The sequence below is a fragment of the Streptomyces sp. NPDC006339 genome (genome assembly GCF_040612775.1).
In the GTDB taxonomy this organism is placed as follows: domain Bacteria; phylum Actinomycetota; class Actinomycetes; order Streptomycetales; family Streptomycetaceae; genus Streptomyces.
The window spans coordinates 83,940-103,859 of the sequence record NZ_JBEXQW010000008.1 but is presented as its reverse complement, the minus strand read 5'-3'; the positions used below and the strand labels follow the sequence as shown (position 1 = coordinate 103,859).

Annotated in this window: 18 protein-coding genes, 1 tRNA gene and 1 pseudogene; 11 read left to right on the top strand and 9 right to left on the bottom strand. The window is 71.0% G+C overall.

Annotated features, from left to right (window positions below):
• Positions 1–7 precede the first annotated feature (7 nt).
• Both ABZ135_RS08840 and ABZ135_RS08835 read left to right on the top strand, forming a co-directional pair.
• A complete protein-coding gene (locus ABZ135_RS08840) occupies positions 8–2,710 on the top strand; it encodes a phosphoribosyltransferase (RefSeq protein ID WP_356693287.1) in 2,703 nt (900 codons plus the stop codon).
• Positions 2,707–3,699, top strand: a complete 993-nt coding sequence (locus ABZ135_RS08835; protein ID WP_356693285.1) for an HAD family hydrolase — start codon at positions 2,707–2,709, stop codon at positions 3,697–3,699. Before ABZ135_RS08840 ends, ABZ135_RS08835 begins: the two co-directional genes overlap by 4 nt.
• Here ABZ135_RS08835 and ABZ135_RS08830 read toward each other — a convergent pair.
• Positions 3,641–4,288 carry a DedA family protein gene (locus ABZ135_RS08830; RefSeq protein ID WP_356693283.1) on the bottom strand — a complete coding sequence of 216 codons (648 nt, stop codon included), beginning with the start codon at positions 4,286–4,288 and terminating at the stop codon, positions 3,641–3,643. The genes ABZ135_RS08835 and ABZ135_RS08830 overlap by 59 nt on opposite strands.
• Before the next feature lie 109 nt (positions 4,289–4,397).
• On the opposite strand from ABZ135_RS08830, the gene ABZ135_RS08825 reads away from it, so the two are divergent.
• Positions 4,398–5,654, top strand: a complete 1,257-nt coding sequence (locus ABZ135_RS08825) for a sensor histidine kinase (RefSeq protein WP_356693281.1) — start codon at positions 4,398–4,400, stop codon at positions 5,652–5,654.
• Complete coding sequence (locus ABZ135_RS08820) at positions 5,645–6,313, top strand: response regulator transcription factor (protein WP_356693279.1); 669 nt, start codon at positions 5,645–5,647, stop codon at positions 6,311–6,313. The genes ABZ135_RS08825 and ABZ135_RS08820 overlap by 10 nt, the downstream gene beginning before the upstream one ends.
• 121 nt (positions 6,314–6,434) lie before the next feature.
• Here ABZ135_RS08820 and ABZ135_RS08815 read toward each other — a convergent pair whose 3' ends face one another.
• Together ABZ135_RS08815 and ABZ135_RS08810 are read right to left on the bottom strand one after the other, a co-directional pair.
• Positions 6,435–6,665 (bottom strand): zinc ribbon domain-containing protein, encoded by a 231-nt coding sequence (locus tag ABZ135_RS08815; RefSeq protein WP_356693277.1) that lies wholly within the window; start codon positions 6,663–6,665, stop codon positions 6,435–6,437.
• Positions 6,666–6,674: 9 nt separating this feature from the next.
• Entirely contained in the window at positions 6,675–7,925 is a 1,251-nt protein-coding gene (locus ABZ135_RS08810; protein WP_356693275.1) for a hypothetical protein, read from the bottom strand.
• A gap of 151 nt (positions 7,926–8,076) precedes the next feature.
• On the opposite strand from ABZ135_RS08810, the gene ABZ135_RS08805 reads away from it, so the two are divergent.
• Together ABZ135_RS08805 and ABZ135_RS08800 are read left to right on the top strand one after the other, a co-directional pair.
• Positions 8,077–8,151 (top strand) — tRNA-Val (locus tag ABZ135_RS08805).
• A gap of 598 nt (positions 8,152–8,749) precedes the next feature.
• Entirely contained in the window at positions 8,750–9,925 is a 1,176-nt protein-coding gene (locus ABZ135_RS08800; protein ID WP_356693273.1) for an ImmA/IrrE family metallo-endopeptidase, read from the top strand.
• 10 nt (positions 9,926–9,935) lie between these two features.
• On the opposite strand, the gene ABZ135_RS08795 is transcribed toward ABZ135_RS08800, so the two are convergent.
• A complete protein-coding gene (locus ABZ135_RS08795; RefSeq protein ID WP_356693271.1) occupies positions 9,936–10,550 on the bottom strand; it encodes a hypothetical protein in 615 nt (204 codons plus the stop codon).
• Between the two features lie 308 nt (positions 10,551–10,858).
• Entirely contained in the window at positions 10,859–12,349 is a 1,491-nt protein-coding gene (locus tag ABZ135_RS08790) for a PD-(D/E)XK nuclease family protein (protein ID WP_356693269.1), read from the bottom strand.
• A gap of 1,139 nt (positions 12,350–13,488) precedes the next feature.
• Here ABZ135_RS08790 and ABZ135_RS08785 point away from each other — a divergent pair.
• Positions 13,489–13,782 carry a hypothetical protein gene (locus tag ABZ135_RS08785; RefSeq protein ID WP_356693267.1) on the top strand — a complete coding sequence of 98 codons (294 nt, stop codon included), beginning with the start codon at positions 13,489–13,491 and terminating at the stop codon, positions 13,780–13,782.
• Positions 13,783–13,812: 30 nt separating this feature from the next.
• Here the strand turns inward: ABZ135_RS08785 and ABZ135_RS08780 are convergent, their stop codons facing one another.
• Positions 13,813–15,414 carry a phospholipase D family protein gene (locus ABZ135_RS08780; RefSeq protein WP_356693266.1) on the bottom strand — a complete coding sequence of 534 codons (1,602 nt, stop codon included), beginning with the start codon at positions 15,412–15,414 and terminating at the stop codon, positions 13,813–13,815.
• 184 nt (positions 15,415–15,598) lie between these two features.
• On the opposite strand from ABZ135_RS08780, the gene ABZ135_RS08775 reads away from it, so the two are divergent.
• Together ABZ135_RS08775 and ABZ135_RS08770 are read left to right on the top strand one after the other, a co-directional pair.
• Positions 15,599–16,135 carry a DUF4231 domain-containing protein gene (locus tag ABZ135_RS08775; RefSeq protein ID WP_356693264.1) on the top strand — a complete coding sequence of 179 codons (537 nt, stop codon included), beginning with the start codon at positions 15,599–15,601 and terminating at the stop codon, positions 16,133–16,135.
• Positions 16,132–17,004 carry an MBL fold metallo-hydrolase gene (locus ABZ135_RS08770; protein WP_356693262.1) on the top strand — a complete coding sequence of 291 codons (873 nt, stop codon included), beginning with the start codon at positions 16,132–16,134 and terminating at the stop codon, positions 17,002–17,004. The genes ABZ135_RS08775 and ABZ135_RS08770 overlap by 4 nt, the downstream gene beginning before the upstream one ends.
• Here the strand turns inward: ABZ135_RS08770 and ABZ135_RS08765 are convergent.
• Positions 16,946–17,710, bottom strand: a complete 765-nt coding sequence (locus ABZ135_RS08765) for a GntR family transcriptional regulator (RefSeq protein WP_356693260.1) — start codon at positions 17,708–17,710, stop codon at positions 16,946–16,948. The genes ABZ135_RS08770 and ABZ135_RS08765 overlap by 59 nt on opposite strands.
• Positions 17,711–17,917: 207 nt before the next feature.
• Here ABZ135_RS08765 and ABZ135_RS08760 point away from each other — a divergent pair, with 207 nt between their 5' ends.
• The gene (locus ABZ135_RS08760; protein ID WP_356693258.1) at positions 17,918–18,142 is read left to right on the top strand and encodes a hypothetical protein; all 225 of its coding nucleotides are present in this window, start codon (positions 17,918–17,920) and stop codon (positions 18,140–18,142) included.
• Positions 18,143–18,173: 31 nt separating this feature from the next.
• Positions 18,174–18,380, top strand: a pseudogene (locus ABZ135_RS08755) (DUF2277 domain-containing protein); the annotation flags it as partial.
• 127 nt (positions 18,381–18,507) lie between these two features.
• Here ABZ135_RS08755 and ABZ135_RS08750 read toward each other — a convergent pair.
• Both ABZ135_RS08750 and ABZ135_RS08745 read right to left on the bottom strand, forming a co-directional pair.
• Positions 18,508–19,161 (bottom strand): VTT domain-containing protein, encoded by a 654-nt coding sequence (locus tag ABZ135_RS08750; RefSeq protein ID WP_356693256.1) that lies wholly within the window; start codon positions 19,159–19,161, stop codon positions 18,508–18,510.
• A 208-nt stretch (positions 19,162–19,369) separates the two neighbouring features.
• Positions 19,370–19,840: a DoxX family protein gene (locus ABZ135_RS08745; RefSeq protein WP_356693254.1), complete on the bottom strand. Its 471-nt coding sequence runs from the start codon at positions 19,838–19,840 to the stop codon at positions 19,370–19,372.
• Between the last annotated feature and the right edge of the window lie 80 nt (positions 19,841–19,920).

Below are 19,920 nucleotides of genomic sequence, written 5' to 3'. Positions count from 1 at the left end.
CGACGACGTGGTGTGGACCGGAACCTGGGTCGCGGAGCGACTGGGCGTCGAACTGATCGGCGACGAGGAGCTACCGGGCCTGCTGGGCCTCGCACTGCGCCGCAACCCCAAGCGCGCCCACCTGCTCGTCTCCAACGTGCTCGGCAAGCACGTCCCGCAGCGCCCCTCGGTGGTGCGGGAGGCGGGCTACGACCTGGGGATACGGGTCCGGCGGCTGCTCGGCGACGAGGAGGCGGCGCGGGCCGTCGTCCTCGGCTACGCGGAGACCGCGACCGGCCTCGGCCACAGCGTCGCCGACGGCCTGGCCCTCGCTCCGTACCTCCACTCCACCCGCCGCCCGGTCCCCGGCGTCGCCCCGGCCGGCGGCTTCGAGGAGTCCCACTCGCACGCCACCTCCCACCTGCTGCTCCCCGAGGACCCGAAGCTGCTGGCGGGCGACGGCCCGCTGGTGCTGGTCGACGACGAGTTCTCCACCGGCAACACGGTCCTCAACACCATCCGTGACCTGCACGAACGCCATCCGCGCGAGCGCTATGTGGTGGTCGCCCTGGTCGACATGCGCGGCCCCGCCGACCGCGACCGCCTCACTGCCTTCGCCGCCGACCTCGGTGCCCGCGTCGACCTGGTCACCCTCGCCGCCGGCACGGTGGGCCTCCCGGACGGCGTCCTGGAGAAGGGCCAGGAGCTGGTGGCCCGGCACGAGGCGGCGGCGCGCGCCGAGGCGGTGGCGGAGCCCGTGGCGTCCGGCGCGGCCGGTGACCGGGGTGCGGCCGGTGACGTGAGTGTCGGCAGTGACTCGGGTGCCGGCGACGCCGCCGCAGCCGCGCGGGCGTCCGCGGCCCTCCCCGCTCCCCGGGCCCCGCTCGGCGCCGCGCCCGCCGCGCCGCCGCGCGCCCCGGTCCGGGTCGACCTGGGCTGGCCGGCCGGTGTGCCCGACGGTGGCCGGCACGGCTTCACCCCGGAGCACCGGGCCCGTCTGGAGGCGGCCCTCCCGGCGATGGCGGCCCGCGTCGCCGAGGCCCTCGGCCACCGGCCGGCGGCCGACGGCGGGGGCGACGGCGGTGCGCCCGCGCCGCGCGTGCTCGTCCTCGGCTTCGAGGAGCTGATGTACGCGCCGCTGCGGCTCGCCGAGGAGCTGGAGCGGGCCGGGACGGACGTCCGCTACTCCACCACCACCCGCTCGCCCGTCCTCGCCGTCGACGATCCCGGGTACGCCATACGGACCCGGCTCGTCTTCCCCGCGCACGACGCCCCGGCCGACGGGCCCGGCGAGCGGTACGCGTACAACGTCGCCGGCGCCGGCTTCGACGCGGTCGTCGCCGTCGTCGACTCCGTCGCCGACACCCCCGCACTCCACGCCCCGGACGGGCTCCTCGCCCGGCTCGCCGCGCACATCCCGCACGTGGTGCTGGCCGTGGTCCCCTCGTACGTACCGCCCTCCGCGTCCCCAGAAGTGCCCGACGCCCTTCAGCCGTCCGACGCCCTTCAGCCGTCCGACGCCCTTCAGTCGTCCGACGCTCCCGAAGCTCCCGAAAGGAGCTCCATGCTGCCCGAGCCCCTCCGCGGCCCCGCCTTCTCCTCGTACGCGCCCGAGGAGGTCGGCTGGCTGCTCCAGGACCTCTCGGACGTGGAGCTCGAGGCCCCGACCGAGGAGCGCGAAGAGGCCATACAGAGCGGCGGCGCGCACTACGCCGAGTCGCTGCCCGTGGAGTACCAGCCCAGCGAGCGCTACCAGGAGCTGTTCCGCAGTGCCCTGGAGGCGTCCGCCGCCCGGATCGCCCGCGCGGTCGGCACGGTCACCGAGACGGTGCTGGCGGAGCGGAGCGCCCGGCGGCCCGGCGGCACCCCCGTCCTCGTGTCCCTGGCCCGGGCCGGCACGCCCGTCGGCGTGCTGATGCGCCGCTGGGCGCGGCACCGGCACGGCCTGGAACTCCCGCACTACGCGGTCTCCATCGTGCGCGGCCGCGGCATCGACGCCAACGCGCTGCGCTGGCTCGCCGCCCACCACGACCCGGCCGACGTGGTCTTCGTCGACGGCTGGACCGGCAAGGGCGCCATCACCCGCGAACTCGCCGCCGCGCTCGCGGAGTCCGGCGAGTTCCAGGGCTTCGACCCGGAGGTCGTCGTCCTCGCCGACCCCGGTTCCTGCGTGCGCACCTACGGCACCCGCGAGGACTTCCTCATCCCCTCCGCCTGCCTCAACTCCACCGTCTCCGGCCTGATCTCGCGCACCGTCCTGCGCTCCGACCTGGTCGGCCCCGACGACTTCCACGGCGCCAAGTTCTACCGGGAGCTGGCCGGATCCGACGTCTCCGGCGTCTTCCTCGACGCCGTCACCGCCCGCTTCGACGAGGTCGCCGACACCGTCGACGCCGACGTCAAGGAACTCCTCGGCACCGACCGGACGCCCACCTGGGAGGGCTGGGCGGCCGTCGAGCGGATCAGCGAGGAGTACGGCATCCACGACGTCAACCTGGTCAAGCCCGGCGTCGGCGAGACCACCCGGGTCCTGCTGCGCCGCGTCCCCTGGAAGATCCTGGCCCAGCGCGGCGCGGACGCCGAACTGGCCCACGTACGCCTGCTGGCCGAGCAGCGCGGCGTACCGGTGGAGGAGGTCGACGGACTGCCGTACACCTGCGTCGGGTTGATCCACCCGCAATACACCAGGGGTGCGACAGGCGCCGACGGCAAGGCGGTGGTGTCCCGATGAGTACCACGCGCGTTCCCGCCGCCCAGGCCCCCGTCCTCGTCGCCAGCGACCTCGACCGCACCCTCATCTACTCGACCGCCGCCCTCGCCCTCGGCATGCCCGACGCCCAGGCGCCCCGGCTGCTCTGCGTCGAGGTCCACGAGTCCAAGCCGCTCTCCTTCATGACCGAGGAGGCCGCCGAAGAGCTGCGGGCGCTGACGGAGGAGACCGTCTTCGTCCCGACGACCACACGGACCCGCAAGCAGTACCAGCGCCTCAGCCTCCCGGGCGCCGGTGAGGACGTACGCGGTGCCTCCACGCCCACGTACGCGATCTGCGCCAACGGCGGCCACCTGCTGGTCGACGGCGTCACCGACCAGGACTGGCACGCCGACGTGCTCCGCCGGATCGCCGACGCCTGCGCCCCGCTCTCCGAGATCCGGGCCTACCTCACCGCCACCACCGACCTCTCCTGGGTGCGCAAGCACCGGGTCGCCGAGGACCTGTTCGCCTACCTCGTCGTCGAGCGCGAACGGCTGCCGGAGGAATGGCTCGCGCGGTTCGGCGCGTGGGCCGGTGAGCGCGGCTGGACGGTCTCGCTGCAGGGCCGCAAGGTGTACGCGGTGCCGAAGCCGCTCACCAAGAGCGCCGCCGTCCGCGAGGTCGCCCGCCGCACCGGGGCCCGCCTCACCCTGGCCGCCGGGGACTCGCTGCTCGACGCCGACCTGCTGCTCGCCGCCGACCGGGCCTGGCGCCCGGGCCACGGCGAACTCGCCGACGCCGCCTGGACCGCGCCCCACGTGGAGGCGCTGGCCGAGCGGGGCGTGGCGGCGGGCGAGGAGATCCTGCGCCGCTTCCGGGCGACGGCGGCAGGCCACGGCTCGCCGCGCCCGCTCTCCGGTGAACCCGCCCTGCCGCCCCCCGCTCTCCCCACGGCCGTCCTGCCTGCCCCTAGTCCGCTCGCTGCGCCCGGTCGGCCCGCGCCCGACGTGCTCCCGGACCCGGCCTGAGCGCCCGTACGACCCGCAGGGCGACGAAGCAGACGGCCGCGGCCGACGCCGTGAGGAGCACCGCCTTCGAGTAGACCGAGACGTAGTCGGTGACCTGCTCCCAGTTCTCGCCGAGGACGTACCCGGCGAGGACGAAGGCGGTGTTCCACAGCGCGCTGCCGAGCGCGGTGAGGGCCAGGAAGACCGGCAGCGGCATCCGCTCGACCCCGGCCGGCACCGAGATCAGGCTGCGGAAGATCGGCACCATCCGGCCGAACAGCACGGCCTTCGTGCCGTGCCGGGCGAACCACGCCTCCGTCCGCTCGATGTCCGCCACCTTCACCAGCGGCAGCCGGGCGGCGATCGCGAGTACCCGCTCCCGGCCGAACAGCGCGCCCACGCCGTACAGCGCGAGCGCGCCGACCACCGAGCCGGCGGTGGTCCACAGCAGTGCCGCGAGCAGGCCCATCCGCCCGCTGGAGGCGGCGAAGCCGGCGAGCGGCAGGATCACCTCGCTGGGGATGGGCGGGAAGAGGTTCTCCAGGGCGACGGCGAGGCCCGCACCGGGCGCGCCGAGGGTTTCCATGAGGCTGTTGATCCAGGTTTCCATGCCGTCGACGCTAGGAATCCGGGCGGTGCGGCGGGATGGTGCGGGCCGCAGGGACGGGTGTGGTTTTCCGCAGGGTGTGGAGGAGCGGGCCGCGCTAGCGTGGACGATCATGAGAGATCTCGGGGCGGCCACGACGACGGCGGGGGCGAGGGCCGGGTCCGGGGCCCGGGCCGGGGCCAAGGGCAAGGGCAAGGACAGGGCCGGGTCCGGAGCCCGGGCGGGGGCCAAGGGCAAGGACAGGGCCGTGGTCGCCGGGCTGCGCACCGCGGTCGGGCTCGCGCTCGGCGCCGCCGTCGCGCTCCTCGAAGTGCTGGCCGCGCTCGCCGTGCTGCCGCTCGCCGTGCTGTCGCTCACGGTGTGGCCGCGCGGCCGGCGGACGGTGACGGCGGTGGCCGGGCGGCTCGTCGGGGTGGAGCGGTGGCGGCTCGACCGCTTCCTGGGCGTCCGCGTCCCGCCGTACGGGCAGGCGCGCACCGTCCCGTACCTCGTCGCGCGCTGGCCGATCGCCCTGCTCGGCGGGATCGTGCTCGGCTGTGCGGCGATCGGCCTGGCGTATCTCGGCTTCGCGCTCGTCGGCTGGCTCTTCGTCGATCTGCGGCAGCCGGTGATGGTCGCCCTCGGCGGCCTCGGCGGGCTGCTCCTGCTCTTCCTCGCTACCCAGGGCGTCCGGCAGGTCGCCCGCATGGAGGGCGAGCTGGCGCTGCGGATGCTCGGCCCCACGCAGACCGACGCGCTGGAGGCGCGGATCGCCGAACTGGCCGCGAGCCGGGCCGAGATCATGGATGTCGTGCACGAGGAACGCCGCCGGATCGAGCGGGACCTCCACGACGGCGTGCAGCAGCGGCTCGTCGCCCTCGGCATGCTCATCGGCCGCGCCCGGCGCAGCCAGGACCCGGAGCGCGCCGCCGCACTGCTGCTCCAGGCCCACGAGGAGAGCCGGCAGGCCCTCGCCGAACTCCGCGAGGTGGCCTGGCGGGTGCACCCCGAGATCCTGGACCGGGCGGGCCTGCGCACCGCCCTGGAGGCGGTGGCCGAACGCGGCCCGCTGCCGGTGCGGCTGGACTACGCCGTCGCCCGCTCCGGGGAGCTGCCGAAGGCGGTGGAGACGGCCGCGTACTTCGTCGTCTCGGAGTCCGTGACGAACGTGGTCAAGCACGCCGGGGCGAGCACGGTGGACGTACGAGTGACGTGGGAGGACGGGGAGTTGGACGTACGGGTACGGGACGACGGCCGCGGCGGCGCGGACCCCGGGGGCAGCGGCCTGGCCGGCCTCGCGAGCCGGGTCGCCGCGCTGGACGGGCGGTTCACGGTGGACAGCCCGGCGGGCGGGCCGACGGAGATCAGGGCGGTGCTGCCGTGCGCGTGATGCTGGCCGAGGACTCGACCCTGCTGCGCGAGGGGCTCGTACGGCTGCTCGCCGAGGAGGGCCACGAGGTGCGGGCCGCCGTCGGCACGGCCGTCGAGCTTCTCGCGGCCGTCGAGGCGGACCCGCCGGACGTGGTCGTCGCCGACGTCCGCATGCCGCCCACCCACACCGACGAAGGGCTGCGGGCGGCGCTGGAGATCCGTTCCCGGCTGCCGGAGGTGGGGGTCCTGGTGCTCTCGCAGTACGTGGAGAAGCGGTACGCGACCGAGCTGCTGACCGGCGGGGCCGGGCCCGCTCCCGGGGAGGGGGCCGGCGTCGGCTATCTGCTCAAGGACCGGGTGGCGCAGGTCGACGAGTTCCTGGACGCCCTGGAGCGGGTGGGGGAGGGGCGCACGGCCTTCGATCCGGAGGTCGTACGCCGCCTCCTCGTCCGCTCCTCGCACACCGACCCGCTGGCCCGGCTGACGCCGAGGGAGACCGAGGTGCTCGCGGCGATGGCGCAGGGCCACACGAACGGGTCGGTGGCGGCGCGGCTGCACGTGTCGCAGAGCGCGGTGGAGAAACACATCAACGCGATCTTCGACAAGCTGGAACTGACCGGCCGCAGCGACGGCTACAGCAAGCGGGTGCTCGCGGTGCTGCGCTATCTGGACAGCTAGGGGCCGGGCCTGGGGGCCCGTGGCCGGGGCCTGCGGTCCTCGGGGCCTGGGGGCCCGGGGGCCTGGGGTCCCGGACCCGGGACCTGCGGTTCGGGGCCGGGGCCCGGTGCCGAACCCGGGCTCAGCCGCAGCAGCCGCCGCCGCAGCAGCCTCCGCCACCGCCGCCCGCTCCGGCTCCGGCTCCGGAGGGGCCGGTCTGGGCGGCCGTGCCGCCGACGGCGACGGCGGAGAGCAGCTTGACGGTGTCGTCGTGCCCGGCGGGGCAGGCGGCGGGGGCGGAGGACTCGGCCATGGGACGGCTGAGCTCGAAGGTGTCGCCGCACGTGCGGCAGCGGTACTCGTAACGAGGCATGGCCACAGGTTACGACTTCGCGCGCTCCTCGCGGATGCGCTCGACGACCTCGTGGGCGGCCGCGCGGATCGCCCCGAGCTCGGTGAGGAAGGCCCAGTAGTCGGGGTGCCGGCCGGTGTCGAGGGAGGCGACGGCCCGGTCGAGCCGGGCCACGGCGGCGTCGAGGGGCTGGGCGTGCCGGGGGTCGGGGGTGTGCCGCCCGGCCATGGCGAGCCGCTGGGCGTCCCGGAGGGCGAAGCGGGCCCGGTCGATCTCGGCCTGCGGGTTCTTGGCGACGGCGTCGAGCCGACGCAGCCGTTCGCCGGCCGCGGAGACCCCCTCGTCGGCGGTGTTCAGCAGGGCGCGGGCGGTGGCGAGCAGGGCGGTGGCGTCGGGCCAGCGCTGCTCCGCGCGGGCCTTCGCGGCCTCCGCGAGCCGGTCCTCGGCCTGCCGGGCGGCGGTGACGGCCTGCTCGGGCACGTGCTGGAGGTCCTGCCAGCAGGCGGCCGAGAAACGGCGGCGCAGCTCGGACAGGACCGGCTCGACGCCCTCGGCCCGGGTGGTGAGCGCCTGGGCGCGGGTACGGAGCGACACGAGCCGCTTGTCGATCTCGGCGGCCCGCTCGGGCACGCGCTCGGCCTCGGCCCGTACGGTCTCGGCCTCGCGCAGCACCGTGTCCGCGCGCTGCAGCGTCGCGGTGACGCCGTGCCGCCCGGCGCCTTCGTTGAGCCGGGTCAGCTCGGGGCCGAGGCGGGCGAGCCGGAGGGCGAGGTCGTCGGCGCGGAAGCCCTGGTCGCGGACCGCGTCGAGAGCGGTGCTCGCGCCGCGGAGCGCCGCTCGCGCCCGCTCGACGGCGGGTGCGAGCCGGGCGAGCTGCGTCTCCGCCCGCTCCAGCAGCGGCGCGAGCCCCTGCTCGAACCGGTCCAGCTCCCCCTTGACCCGTACCAGCTCGTCCCTGGCCCGCTCCAGCTCCGTCCGGGCCCGCCCGGCGGTCGCCGCGTCCAGCTCGTCCCGGTCCAGATCGTGCGCGTCCACGGCGGTGATGTAGCCGTGACTGACCTCGTCGATCCGCCGCCCGAGCGCCGCGAACCCCTCCACGGCGCGCCGGGCGTCCGCCGAGTCGTCCACGGCCGTGATCGTCTCCACGGAGATCCTGAGCCCGCGCTGCGTGGTGTCCAGCTCGTAGAACGCGGCCGCGGCGGCGTCCTTCGCCGCCTGCGCCTCGGCCCGCCGGCTCTCGTCCCGCCCCCCGAACCACCGCCGGGTCCTCTCGGTCGCCACGTCACCCTCTCCCCGTGCTGTGTCCGCCGCCCTGCCGGGTCCGGTTCATTGTCCCACCTGGTGAGGACGCCGACACGGCCCGCTCAGTTCACCCGCCTTATCGGTTTGCGGCACCCACCCGTCGGCCATGTACGCTGTTGCCTCATTCCACGGGTGCGTAGCTCAGGGGTAGAGCGCTGCTCTTACAAAGCAGATGTCGGCGGTTCGAAACCGTCCGCGCCCACCAGCAGGCAGCACGACAAAGGCCCAGGCCACCGGTACTGAACCGGGGAGCCTGGGCCTTGTTCGTTCTTAGGGCCGGGGGCGAGGGAGGGCCGCCATGCCAGTTGCGTCGCCGGACTCCGGCGGCCACCTTCCTGATCTGCTCGTCGACGTGGGCGGCGATGGCGTGGTCACGCCCGTTCACCAGGTGCTGATAGATCAGCGCGGTCGCACCGACGGATGACCCATCCGTTGCATCAGCTCACACGTCGTGGCGCTGCCGGTCGCGGCGAGGGTGTTCCCGGTGTGCGCTGAGGCCGGTTGGAAGGTGGCCGCCCCTTGGCGGGCTGGCGTCGATGCAATGTGTGCATCACTGGCCTGCGGCGAAACCCGATGGGACCGGTAAAACACTGCATCGATCGCTCACCCTAACCGCCGTCGACACTGTCACTGTTAGTGATGACACGTCACACTGTCAGTGCTGACCGCTAGCCTTTGTCGGGTAGCGATCGGACAGCAGTCCAGGCCAGGCCGCTGTGCGACAGCAGGACATCTGCCACACTGGCAAGTAGATTCACGGTGTGGCTTGAAGCGACGCGCGGAGCAGTCGGTAAGGGGTGGTGATGGAAGCAGCGGATTCACGCGAAGAGCGTTCTAAGCACACCCTTCAGACCCTGATCAGTGAAGCACGGGCCACGCAAGACATGCTCGTAGGTCTGTTGGGTTCGAAGGAATGCCTGCACGAGCTAGTGACAGGCGAGCGGCTTCCGACGCTTCATGAAGCCACCTTGCTGGGAGCTTTTCTCAACGTAAGCCCGGCGCTCCTTCTGCAGACGGCTGAACCTAGCCTGGGCGTCAGCCTGCGCCTCGGCGCGGCGGACGGAATGCATGACGCCACCGAGGCGGTACGGCACGCCATACGGCTCTTGAGCGCGGATCGCCTAACCCGCGACTGGGGTTTTGTGCAACCGGTGCGAGCTGTCCGAAACTTCGCTGCGTCAAAGGTCTGGCATCAAGCCAAGGCGGGCGAAAGAACTGCAGCAAGATTGCGCGCTTACCTGGGGATCGAAGACCTTGACGCCATCGAAGACCTTACAGGTCTCGTCGAGAGTCTCGGCTATCCGGTTGAGTACCGGAAGCTGCCGGCAGATGTGCATGGAATCTCAGTTCCGGAGAAATGGCCAAGTGAAACGGCTTGGGTGATTCTGATTAACTCGGACGATGTCTGGACGAGGCAGAGATTCACCCTTGCGCATGAGCTTTGCCATGTCCTTCAAAAGGATGTCGGACAGGTAATTGTGGATCGGGTAAGCATGCCCGATATTGGCCCTGAGAGGGTTGCAAATAACTTCGCCCGGCACCTCCTGCTCCCAGAAGAGGCGTTGCAGGACAAGATCTCGACCCACGGCAAGATTGCTAGCAACTCTGCTGCGGTCGACTTCTTCGCGGACGTCATGCTCACGTATGGGATCAGTAGAGATTCTCTCGCGATTTCCTTGCAGGAAGCGGGGGCGGAGATCACGCAAACCTCGTATTTTAGGTACTGTCAAACAGTTACCGTGCGTGAGATAATGCGACTCTCAGGCAACGCTGAACCCTGGGAAGAGTTGGACGAGGCCCGAGGGGAAGTTATTCCCTCGGAGCGTCTTACTCAGCAGGTTCTAGATGCTTACGGATCGGGCCTGGTGAGTCTACAGAGCGTCGCAGATGTAATCGCTGGCGCGGATATAGAAGCCGCTCGGTCCCAACTGCGCGAGGCCGGATGGTCCTTCCCTGACCCAGCAGGTGTGGCAAATTGAGGGCGCTCGCTTAGGCGCACTCTGTGCAGGAGCCGTCTAGCCCCTTCGCGCAAACGAAGTCAGAGGCGCCGGCGGGGCGATGCGCAGTGGGTACCGACGCGAACGTAGCAGTGATGCTCAGGAAGTCCTGATACATTCGGTCCGCGTTGAGCTGCGAGTCCTCGCATGTCAGCTCGACGAGCAACTGGCCGACGTGCTTCCAGGCGATGCCATTCTGCCGGGCGATGGCGATCGCCCCTCCGTCGTTCGTCAGGAGGATCGTCTCGCGCCCGTGTGCCCGCGTGCGTAGAGCGTTTACGATGCTATGAGCTTCGCCGGTGTGCTTGAGGGCTGATCCCACTTCGTCCGAAGATCGATGGAATTTCACGTTCTGGGCGACCTCGAACTCCTTCAACTGCCTAAGGATTCGATCGAGTTCATTGATCGCCTCCTCGGTGGGAGAGAGCGGGAGCACGCGAATTTCATGGTTGTCGAGCTTCTGTGCTGCGGTTGTCGCACCAAGGCGCAAGAGGTGGTTCTCGGTGACCGAGCGCTGCCCCAAACCGTTAACGAAGCGGCGCACCTCACTAGCTACAGCTTCCGTCACCACGAGGGAGCCGGCGTAGAGGTCGATGACGCGATTCAACCAGGCAGGGCGAAGCGCAAGAGAGCACAAGGTGCCTGTATCGATCCAGGCAAGGGCAACTGGGGCATAGCGGCGCGTGCGAGAGGCGACAGTCGGCTGTTGTGGGGGCAATTGGGGCCGCGGCTGGAGGCTCGCCCGGCGCACGGCCATCCGCTTGGGGGAAGGGCGCCCTAGTTCGTTCAACTCCCCCTCCGCCTGACTCCCGCGCGCTCCCACGTATGTGTTGAAGCGTCACGATCAGGGTAGCCCCCGAGGCAGGTCGATGCACGCCTGTCCCCGCACTCCATGGGCAGGGGGGAGATCTTCAATCAGTCGAGGTCGTCGCCTTCTGGCGCAACGTCCTGAGGTGACATGGCGTCGGGGCACCACTTGCGTACTGGGCACCAGCCGCAGTGCTTCGCTGGTTGCGTTGCCCACGTGGTGTCGTTGTGCCACCCTCGGGCGCGGAGGTGTACCTCTTTTTGCGCCATGCGAAGCAAACCCTGATCATTCAAGTCCCAAGAGAAGACTCTGCTTTCTGTTGGGGATATGACTTCGAGCTCGAATCTCGCCGAATCGCTATGTAAAGGGCCTTTGTATCCGCTCGCGAAGAGGTTGATCAGCCAGGATACGGCAAAGTATTTATCGAAGGCCTCTGCTTCGTCGTTAGGTATCTCCAGTCTGGTTGTCTTCGTTTCGCGAATTACAAGGGTTTCGTCTCGATCTATGTAGACCATGTCTGGCTTGCTAGCGATCACCACATCGGAGTGCTCGTCGTATCCGTAGACGGGTACTTCGCTACCGATGAGCTTTATGTCGTCAGTAATAGGGCAGTTCTCTGCATGATTCCGAATATATTTGCGAACTTCGGAACCTTCGTCCCCATGCAGGTGGGGATCGTCGGTGATTTCACCTTCAAAACTCTCAGGCGTGCAACGCCCTGCGCTGGAGTGGGAGGTGGCCAGTAGGCGATGTACGCTAATTCCGCGGATGGACGCGTGTTTAGCTGTGCTCTCGGCAGGAAGGGAAGATGAGCGCGAGAGTAGCCACTGGGCCGGGCAAGTTTCATAAATCTCGATGTCTCGAGCGCTTACTGACCGCGTGTACGGCCCAGGATTTGACTGCCCGAGGAATCCATTCAGTTTAAGTAGGGAGCTGCAACTGCCTGTGATCTTGCATTCTTTGCAAGAGGGGCCAGGAAAGGAGGCGGTGGCGTTGACGATATCGCGGATCTTGGGGACTGCGAGTGCCTCGTAGTTCGACTGCGCCTCCAGGGGAGTTCCATCGAAAGTAATGGTGGTTGAGCCATCGCTCAACCCTACTTCTACTATGCGAATTTTCTGAAGGCTGCCGAGCGGCCTGACTTGACTGGCCACCATCGCGGCAACAACAGTCCACGGATCCGGCTTCGTGCCTTTGGGGCGAGCCGACCTTACGCGTAGGCGACGCACCTCTCTAATGCCAGAGGTGGTTTCGTAGACTGGGGCCCAGACAGTTAGGAGGTTGTTGGGGCCCATGGGAACGACTGGATCACAGGCCTTTAGTTGGAGCGGTCCGAGTTCCTGCTGAATTACATCATGACAATCGAGATAGTTCTCGATTGCCGTACGTGCGTATAGCTTCATGCCGGGGTGGAGGGAGTAGCGGCTCAGTGACTCGTTGAGGATTTCATTCAGCCCCTCCCACGTATCTGCCTTGGGGTTGCCGTGGACGTCCAACGCAACATTGCGGATCAAGCCAAGGAGGAAGGGCTGGTTGTTGCCTCGCGGGGACCAGTCGGCAGACTGCACCTTTGGGCGCGCCTTCAGCGCACCATGCATCCCGCAGTTCTGCACCGGACGGTCTACGAGGGACGCGCTGACCTTGAGAAGGTTCGTAGGCCCAACAAGCGCCGGCCATCCTACTTGATCCCCCACCTGACCTCCTGTCACGTCGAGAGCAGGCTACGCCTTTAGCGGCGGGTGCGCATGGATGGGCCGGATATTCAGCACGCTCACCACGCCGTCCCTGAGAGGTGCACGCACGGAACCCCGGCTTGGAACCGGGGCTTCTCGTCTTCACAGATGCGGCTAGCGAGCTGAATGCTGTGGAGGCAGCAAGGGGTCTGCCTGCGGACCAGGGGTGCCCGTGCTCTTTTCTGGGAGACGGCGCCCACGGCTCTCTGCCACGCGCACGATCGCCGCCAAGGAGCCCAGGAGGCTCAGTGACAGCGCATGAAGCGCTTCTGAGGTGGTATCCCCGCTGCTCAGCGACTCAGACGCGTTGTTCGGTCGCCAAGTTGAGCTGGATCGCTTCGGTGTTGTCCACCAAGCGGGACAGGTGGCTGTTGGCGTCGTTGGTGCTTAGGAAGCGGGGCCTGTCGTCGGAGCCCGACCAGGGGAGGAGTCGCAGTTCGTTGCGCGGCCTCACCCTTTCGCCTTCCTCTCTTCGGTCGTGGGGTGGGTGGTGAAGACCCGTCAGCGCGGTTGCCGGGAAGGATCGAGAGCGCGGCTTCCACTCCGTGGCCGGTGGTGTCAGCTGCCACGCTGGTGATCGCGAGGAGGGCCAAGCGGAGTTGATGCGGAGACTTGTTGCTTCTTCAGGCGTGGTGAGTCGGGCGCTGACCGTCTCTCGGGTCTCGGCTGATATCGAGTCCGCTGCCTGCGGCCATGGCGGCGGACCGAGCTGGACAGCCGGCGCCAAGTCGCTGGGGACGTAGATGCGGGCCACGCTGTGGGGCGACTGTCCCTCGTGGGTGACGCAGACGAACTCGGTGCGGGCTGTTGGACGGCACCCTCAGCAGGGCTCTGAGATGCCTGCTCGCCCGGAGGTTGGTCGTGTGGACGCTGACCTAGAGCGTGGGATCGAAGGGAGTGCGGCCGCCGCCGGTGTACGCGATGCGCATGAGCGAGGGGCGGATGAAGTTCCCTTGGCCGTGACCTTAGTCGATGAGCCCCCGTGCGGGGGCATCATGAGTTCCATGACTTCTGGAACCGGCTCAGCGCCGACCGAGAGCACCCGTGTCGTCTCGGACGCGGTCGAGGGCGCGGGGCTCCGCTTTTCCTGGGATGCCGATGCTCGGATCGAGGTGCGGAACCTCGGGGGCGAGGTCGTCATAGAGGCGAACGCCGCGGGGCTGAGGACGCTTGCCGGGCATCTTCTGGTGTTGGCCGGTGAAGGGGTTCGGGATGGGGCCCATCTGCACCTCGAGGACGGCAACGGGCTGGAAGACGGGTCCGTCGGCTTGGTCTTGGAGCGCGGCGACGAAGAGTGATCGAGTGGCCCGCGGCCGTGCTGCCCCGGGTCAGTACGTGTTGTGGCGGCGGAGGCGGGAGGGGCGGCCGTCGGGGTCTACCAGGAGGCGGTAGAGGGGCATGGCGAGGGCGCGGGTGAGGCGGGACATGGGTGGGGGGCGGTAGGTGCGGAGCCGGCCGGGGGGTCGGGGGCCGTGGCGGCCCGCCTCGTACCAGGCGTCCAGGGCGGCGGCCCGCTCGGCGAAGAGGGCGAAGGCCCGCGCCGGATCGCACAGCTCGTCCGGCTCGTCCGGTGCGTCCAGGTGCTCGCGGAAGAGTTCGAGCCGCAGGTCGCGCGCGAAGCGGCGGGCCCGGTCGCCGAGACCGGCGGGGTCCGGCGGCGGGCGGTCGTCCACGGTGTCGTCCAGGACCACGCAACTCAGCTCCGAATCGTGCGTCCAGGAGCGGAGGTTGATGTTGTCGGAGCCGACCGACGCCCACACGTCGTCGATCACGCACACCTTGGCGTGCACGTACACGGGCTTCCCCTCGGGATTCTCCAGGCCGTAGACGGCCACCCGGTCGCCGCCCGCCCGGCGCAGTTCGTCGAGGGCCGTGACGCGTCCGACCAGGTTCATCGGCAGCGTGAGCCGTCCGTCCTGCTCGGGCAGGGTGGGGATGACGGCGATCAGCCGCAGATCCGGGTTCTCCCGCAGGGCGCGGGCGAAGAAGCCGACGACGTTCGGCGACCACAGGTACTGGTCCTCCAGGTAGATCAGCGACCGCGCGCGGCGCAGCGCCTTCAGATAACCGCGGGCGATGCTGCGCTCGCCGTCGGGAGCGAACGGGTAGCCGCGCAGCAGCCGGTTCGGATAGGTGCGCAGCACCTGCACGGTGTGGCTGCCGCGCGGGGCGGGGTCCGGCAACTGCGGCGGCAGCGGATCGGCCTCGATGTCCTCGTGGTGCGCGCGCTCGCGCAGCCGGACCACGGGGCTGCGGCTGAGCGGCGAGGGGTCCTCCCAGCGCTCCCGGAAGACCGCTTCGAGGTCGCCGACCGCCGGGCCGCGCACGGCGAGCTGGATGTCGTGCCACGGCGGCCGCCGCCCGTACGCGGACGCGAAGGGCACCGCCTGCGGGTCACCGCCGTGGGCGGCGTCGTCGTTGCGGCTGTGACACAGGTCGATCCCGCCGATGTACGCGACATCGAGCTCGGGACGCCCGGGGTGGCGCAGCACCACGAGCTTCTGGTGGTGCGAGCCGCCGGGACGCACCCGCATGTCGAGCAGGCACTCGGCGCCCGCCCGCTCCAGCTCCTCGCCCAGGTGACGGTTCTCCGTCTCGCTGAACTGCAGCTTGTCCAGGTGGGAGCGCCACACCAGCCCCTTCACGATCACTCCGCGCTGCGCCGCCTCGCCCAGGACCCGGCTGATCTCGGAACCCTCGCCGTCGAGGCGTTCGTCGGGGTCGCCCCGCCAGTCGGTGAACAGCAGCAGGTCCCCGGAGCGCTGGGCCCGTACGGCCCCGAGCAGCTCGGCGAAGTACACCGCGCCGTGCACCAGCGGGCGCACCTCGTTGCCGCGGGTCCAGGCCGCGCCGTCGGGGTGGCGCCGGTCCAGCCGGGTGAAGCCGTTGCCCCGCTCGGTGACGGTGAGCATCCAGTCGCTGTACTTCACGGTGGGGACCTCCACCCGGGCGGCTACCCCCGTGACCCCGCCCCGACGCCTCACGGCCGCCCTCACTCCTGACACCCGAGCGGTTGCGCCGAGTGGTCGCGCCGAGTGGGGTCGCCCTGAGTGGTCCCCGGCCGGGCGCGCGCCGCCTTGACGTGCTCACGGCCGGGGCGGTCTACTCCGGCGCATGGAAGACGTGGGGGACGCGCCCGAAGGGCAGGCGTGGAGCGGGGTCATGACGCCGCAGCGGTACGTGGACGAGCGGCTGGCCCAGTACCAGGAGTGGTACGACCTCAAGGCCACCAGGATGAAGGCGATGCATCTGCGGATGCGGACCGTGTCGGTGGTCGGCGGCGCGCTGGTGCCCGTGCTCGTGAACCTGGACGTCGGGTTCGCGCGCATCACCGCCACCGTGCTCAGCCTGATCGTGGTCGCGTCGGTGTCGCTGGAGAGCGTCTACCGCTACCGCGAGCAGTGGAAGAACTACCGCTCGACCGAGCAGTTGCTCGGCCACGAGCGGGTGTACTTCTCCGCCCGCGTCGGGCCGTACCACGGAATGTCCGACCGGAACGCCTTCACCACCCTCGTCGCCCGCGTGGAGAAGGCGATCGCGAGCGAGAACTCGGCGACGCTCAACGTCATGACCCTCGGCGGGCAGGTGAGCACCGAGCTGCAGCAGTACGGGCTGCCCGTGCAGCGGCAGGGCGAGGCGACGGGCGCGTGACGGAACCGGACGGATCAGGGGGCCTGCGCCTCACCGTGCTCGGGTCCGCCACCCCGTACCCCGCCGCCGGCAACCCCTGCTCCGGATACCTCCTGGAGGGCGGCGGCGTCCGTGTGTGGGTCGACGCGGGCAGCGGGACGCTCGGGGAGCTGCGGCGGTACGCGGGGCTCGGGGAGCTCGACGCCGTGTGGATCTCGCATCTGCACGCCGACCACTGCGCCGACCTGCTCACCGCCTATTACGGGCTGCTCCACGCCGACGTCCGGCGGGCCGCACCCCTGCCGCTGTTCGGTCCGCCCGGCATCGCCGACCGGCTGGCCGGGTTCCTCACCAACGGACCGGACCGCAGCCCGGTCGAACGTGCCTTCGCCGTCACCGAGTTGCACGACGGGCAGCGCGCCCGGCTCGGCGGTCTCACGCTGCTCGCCCGCGCCGTCGAGCACGGCGGACCGCCCGCCTTCGGCCTCCGCGTGGAGGAGGCCGGGGAAGGGGCCAGGGGGAGCGCCGAGGCGGGTGCCGGTGCCGGTGCCGGGATGGGTGCCGTGTTCGCGTACTCCGGGGACTGCGAGCCCTGTCCCGCGCTCGTCGAACTCGCCCGCGACAGCGACCTGTTCCTCTGCGAGGCGGACGGACAGGGGCCCGGTCACCACGCGCCCGAGGAGGCCGGGCGGAGTGCCGCCGACGCGGGCGCGGGGCGGCTGCTCGTGACCCATGTGGGGCCGGCGATCGCACCGGAGGCGGCGGTGCGGCGGGCGGCCGGCGTGTTCGGCGGGCCGGTCGCGTACGCCGCGCCCGGCCGGACGTTCACCGTCACGCGTCGAAGTCGTACTCCAGGACGTACGACGCCGAGTCCAGCGTCATCTCGTTGAGCTCGACCGCCACTCCCGCCTCCGTCACGGCCGTGCGGCTGATGAGGATCACCGGGGTGCCGAAGCCGAGGTCCAGCCGGACGGACTCCTCCGCCGTCGGCATCCGGCAGCGGATCTCCTCACGGAAGCGGGCCGGGCGGTGGCCCCGTTCGGCGAGCCGGGCGTAGGTGCCGCCCGGGCCGGTGTCCGGCTCCGTGATGGCGGTGCCCTCGGCGAGACCCGCCGGCAGGTACGAGACGGACAGCAGCACCGGCTTCTCGTCGAGCACGAAGCGCCGGCTGCGGACGCAGACCGGGTCGTCGGGCGAGCCCAGACCCAGCACCCGGGCCACCCGCGGTCCGGCGGGGGTCTCGGGCGTCACCTCGATCTGGTCCACGACGAGGCTGCGCTCCCCGATGTCGGCCGACCAGACCGAGCGGCCGTCGCCCCACCGGTCGTGGGCGAGCCGGGGGATGCCGCGGCGGCGCAGCGGACGGAAGGAGCGGACGAAGACGCCGGCGCCCTTGCGGGCCTCGGTGAGGCCCTCGTCGCGCAGGACGGACAGGGCCTGGCGGGCGGTCATGCGCGCCACGTCGTAGGTGGCCATCAGGTCGTTCTCGCCGGGGAGCCGGTCGCCCGGCGTGAAGGTGCCCGACTGGATCGCGCTTCTCAACTCGTCGGCGATGCGCTGGTACTTGGGCCGCCGGTCGCTTTCCTGGTCAGTCATGGGTGGACCACTCCCTTCCGTGTGCGGGACACCCTACGGCGCGCCTCTCGGGGCCGGTGCACACGTGTGCGCCGGGCCGCGCGGCCGATCCGTCCTTCGGGCGACATCTCTAGAGATGCGTTGACAGGGGAGGGTCCCGGGGCTTCCCTGGGGGGTGTCCGTCTGATCTCCACAGCCGATGGCGCAGCAGCCGGAACGGAGGGATACGTGCAGCCCGTGCCCGAGGTCGGAGACCTCGTCCGTGACACCGCCACCGGGCGGGTGGGCTTCTACGTGGACAGCGTCGCCGGCCGCTTCCTGATCCGGCCCGTCCACGGGGGCCGCGAGTGGGAGGCGGAACCTGCCGACGTCCAGCCCGCCACGCCCATACGGGAGCTGCGCGCCCGCGCCGCCGAGATCAACGCCCGCAGCCGGCGGAGCCTGGGCACCTGACGTTGTCAGTGGGGCGCGTCACACTGGAGTCATGTGCCGCAGCATCAAGACCCTCCGCCCGCCCGCCCTGTCCCACGAGGCCACCGAGGACGACGTCCGCGCCGCCGCGCTGCAGTACGTCCGCAAGGTCTCCGGCTTCCGCGCGCCCGCCGCCCACAACCGGGAGGTGTTCGACCGGGCCGTGGACGAGATCGCCGAGGCCACCGCCCGCCTGCTCGCCGACCTGGAGATCCGCGGCGCGCGCCCGGCGCCCAACGGACACCCCGAGCACTCCGGGCAGTCCGAGACATCCGAGCACCCCGAGCAGTCCGAGAGATTCGCGCGATCCGAGCAGTCCAAGGGATCCGGGCGATCCGCGCGCCCGGTCAGGCGGCCGGAGCGGGAGCCGCAGCCGGACGCCGTATGACATAGGCCGCCAGCGTGCCCGCGAGGAAGAGCGCCAGGACCGGTACGCAGGCGCCGAGCCAGGTCGCGCCCAGCCAGCGGCCGCCGAGCCAGCCCATGCCCACCCCGTAGGTCGCCCACACCGCCGCCGCCAGGGCCGACCAGGGCAGGAAGTCGCGCAGCCGGCGCCCGGTGGCGCCCGCGCCGAGGGAGACCACGGAGCGGCCGGCGGGTGCGAAGCGGGCCAGGACGACGAGCAGGCCGCCGCCGCGCGCCAGGGTCTCGCCGAGACGTTCCCGCGCCACGGCGAGGCGCCGCGAGCGGGTGACGGCCCGGCCGATACGGCTCTCTCCGCGCCGGGCCAGGCGGTACGCGGCGAGGTCGCCGAGCACGGAGGCCGTGGCCGCGCAGAGGAGCAGGGGGAGCAGGGAGGGGGCGTACGGGACGCCGGCGACGGCCCCGGCCGTCGTCGCCGTGGCGGCGGAGGCGGCCGTGGCGGCGGTGACCACGAGGATGCCGCTCGGCAGCACCGGCAGGAAGACGTCGAGAAGGATCGACGTCACCACCGCCGCGTAGATCCACGGGCCCGCGGTCAGCGATTCCAGTGACCACCCCGCGCCGTCGAGCACGTTCACAGCGCCAGAGCCTACGCGGCGACCGGCGGCCCACCCCCGCCCGGGGCCGGAAAACGGCCCGCCGGGCCCGGAGGACCGTTTTCCGGCCCCGGACGGAGTTCGAGGCGAGGTTCGAGCCGGGGGGTCATTGACGGACCCGGGGGAGGGACCCGGGGGAGGGACGGGCCGCAGGGCTCGCCTCACCCCTCCTCCAAGCCCTACGCGCCGGTCACGCGGCGGCCGTCGCCGTCTTCGTCTCCTCCGGGCGCTCGGCGGGGTCGGTCGTGCCGCGGGTGCGGAAGAGGGTGTCGAGGCCGAGGGCGCCCGAGCCGGTGAAGACCAGGAGGAGGAAGGCCCAGCAGAACAGGGCCGCGGCCTCACCGGCGTTCTGGAGCGGGAAGAGGGCCTGCGGCTGGTGGACGTCGAAGTACGCGTACGCCATGGAGCCGGACGCTATGAAGGCCGCGCCGCGCGTGCACAGGCCCACCAAAACCAGGCCGCCCGCGACGAGCTGGATGACGGCCGCGTACCAGCCCGGCCAGGCACCGGTCGGCAGGGTGCCGCCGCTGCCGTCGGCGCCGCCGAGCACACCGAAGAGGGAGGCGGCGCCGTGGCAGGCGAAGAGCAGACCGATGACGATCCGGAAGAGGCCGAGCGCGTACGGCTGGGCCTGGTTGAGGCGACTCACGAGCGCATGCATGGGGGAAAGGACTCCTTCGGTCTGGCCCGGGCGGACGCCCGGGCCGTGGGGACGGCACACCGATGAGGCCCTCAGGTTAG

What these genes read in the sequence shown, in the direction of transcription:
- ABZ135_RS08835 (WP_356693285.1), top strand. Translation starts at nt 2,707, where the DNA reads ATGAGTACCACGCGCGTTCCCGCCGCCCAGGCCCCCGTCCTCGTCGCC.
- ABZ135_RS08830 (WP_356693283.1), bottom strand. Translation starts at nt 4,288, where the DNA reads ATGGAAACCTGGATCAACAGCCTCATGGAAACCCTCGGCGCGCCCGGT.
- ABZ135_RS08825 (WP_356693281.1), top strand. Translation starts at nt 4,398, where the DNA reads ATGAGAGATCTCGGGGCGGCCACGACGACGGCGGGGGCGAGGGCCGGG.
- ABZ135_RS08815 (WP_356693277.1), bottom strand. Translation starts at nt 6,665, where the DNA reads ATGCCTCGTTACGAGTACCGCTGCCGCACGTGCGGCGACACCTTCGAG.
- ABZ135_RS08800 (WP_356693273.1), top strand. Translation starts at nt 8,750, where the DNA reads ATGGAAGCAGCGGATTCACGCGAAGAGCGTTCTAAGCACACCCTTCAG.
- ABZ135_RS08790 (WP_356693269.1), bottom strand. Translation starts at nt 12,349, where the DNA reads ATGCATGGTGCGCTGAAGGCGCGCCCAAAGGTGCAGTCTGCCGACTGG.
- ABZ135_RS08785 (WP_356693267.1), top strand. Translation starts at nt 13,489, where the DNA reads ATGACTTCTGGAACCGGCTCAGCGCCGACCGAGAGCACCCGTGTCGTC.
- ABZ135_RS08775 (WP_356693264.1), top strand. Translation starts at nt 15,599, where the DNA reads ATGGAAGACGTGGGGGACGCGCCCGAAGGGCAGGCGTGGAGCGGGGTC.
- ABZ135_RS08765 (WP_356693260.1), bottom strand. Translation starts at nt 17,710, where the DNA reads ATGACTGACCAGGAAAGCGACCGGCGGCCCAAGTACCAGCGCATCGCC.
- ABZ135_RS08745 (WP_356693254.1), bottom strand. Translation starts at nt 19,840, where the DNA reads ATGCATGCGCTCGTGAGTCGCCTCAACCAGGCCCAGCCGTACGCGCTC.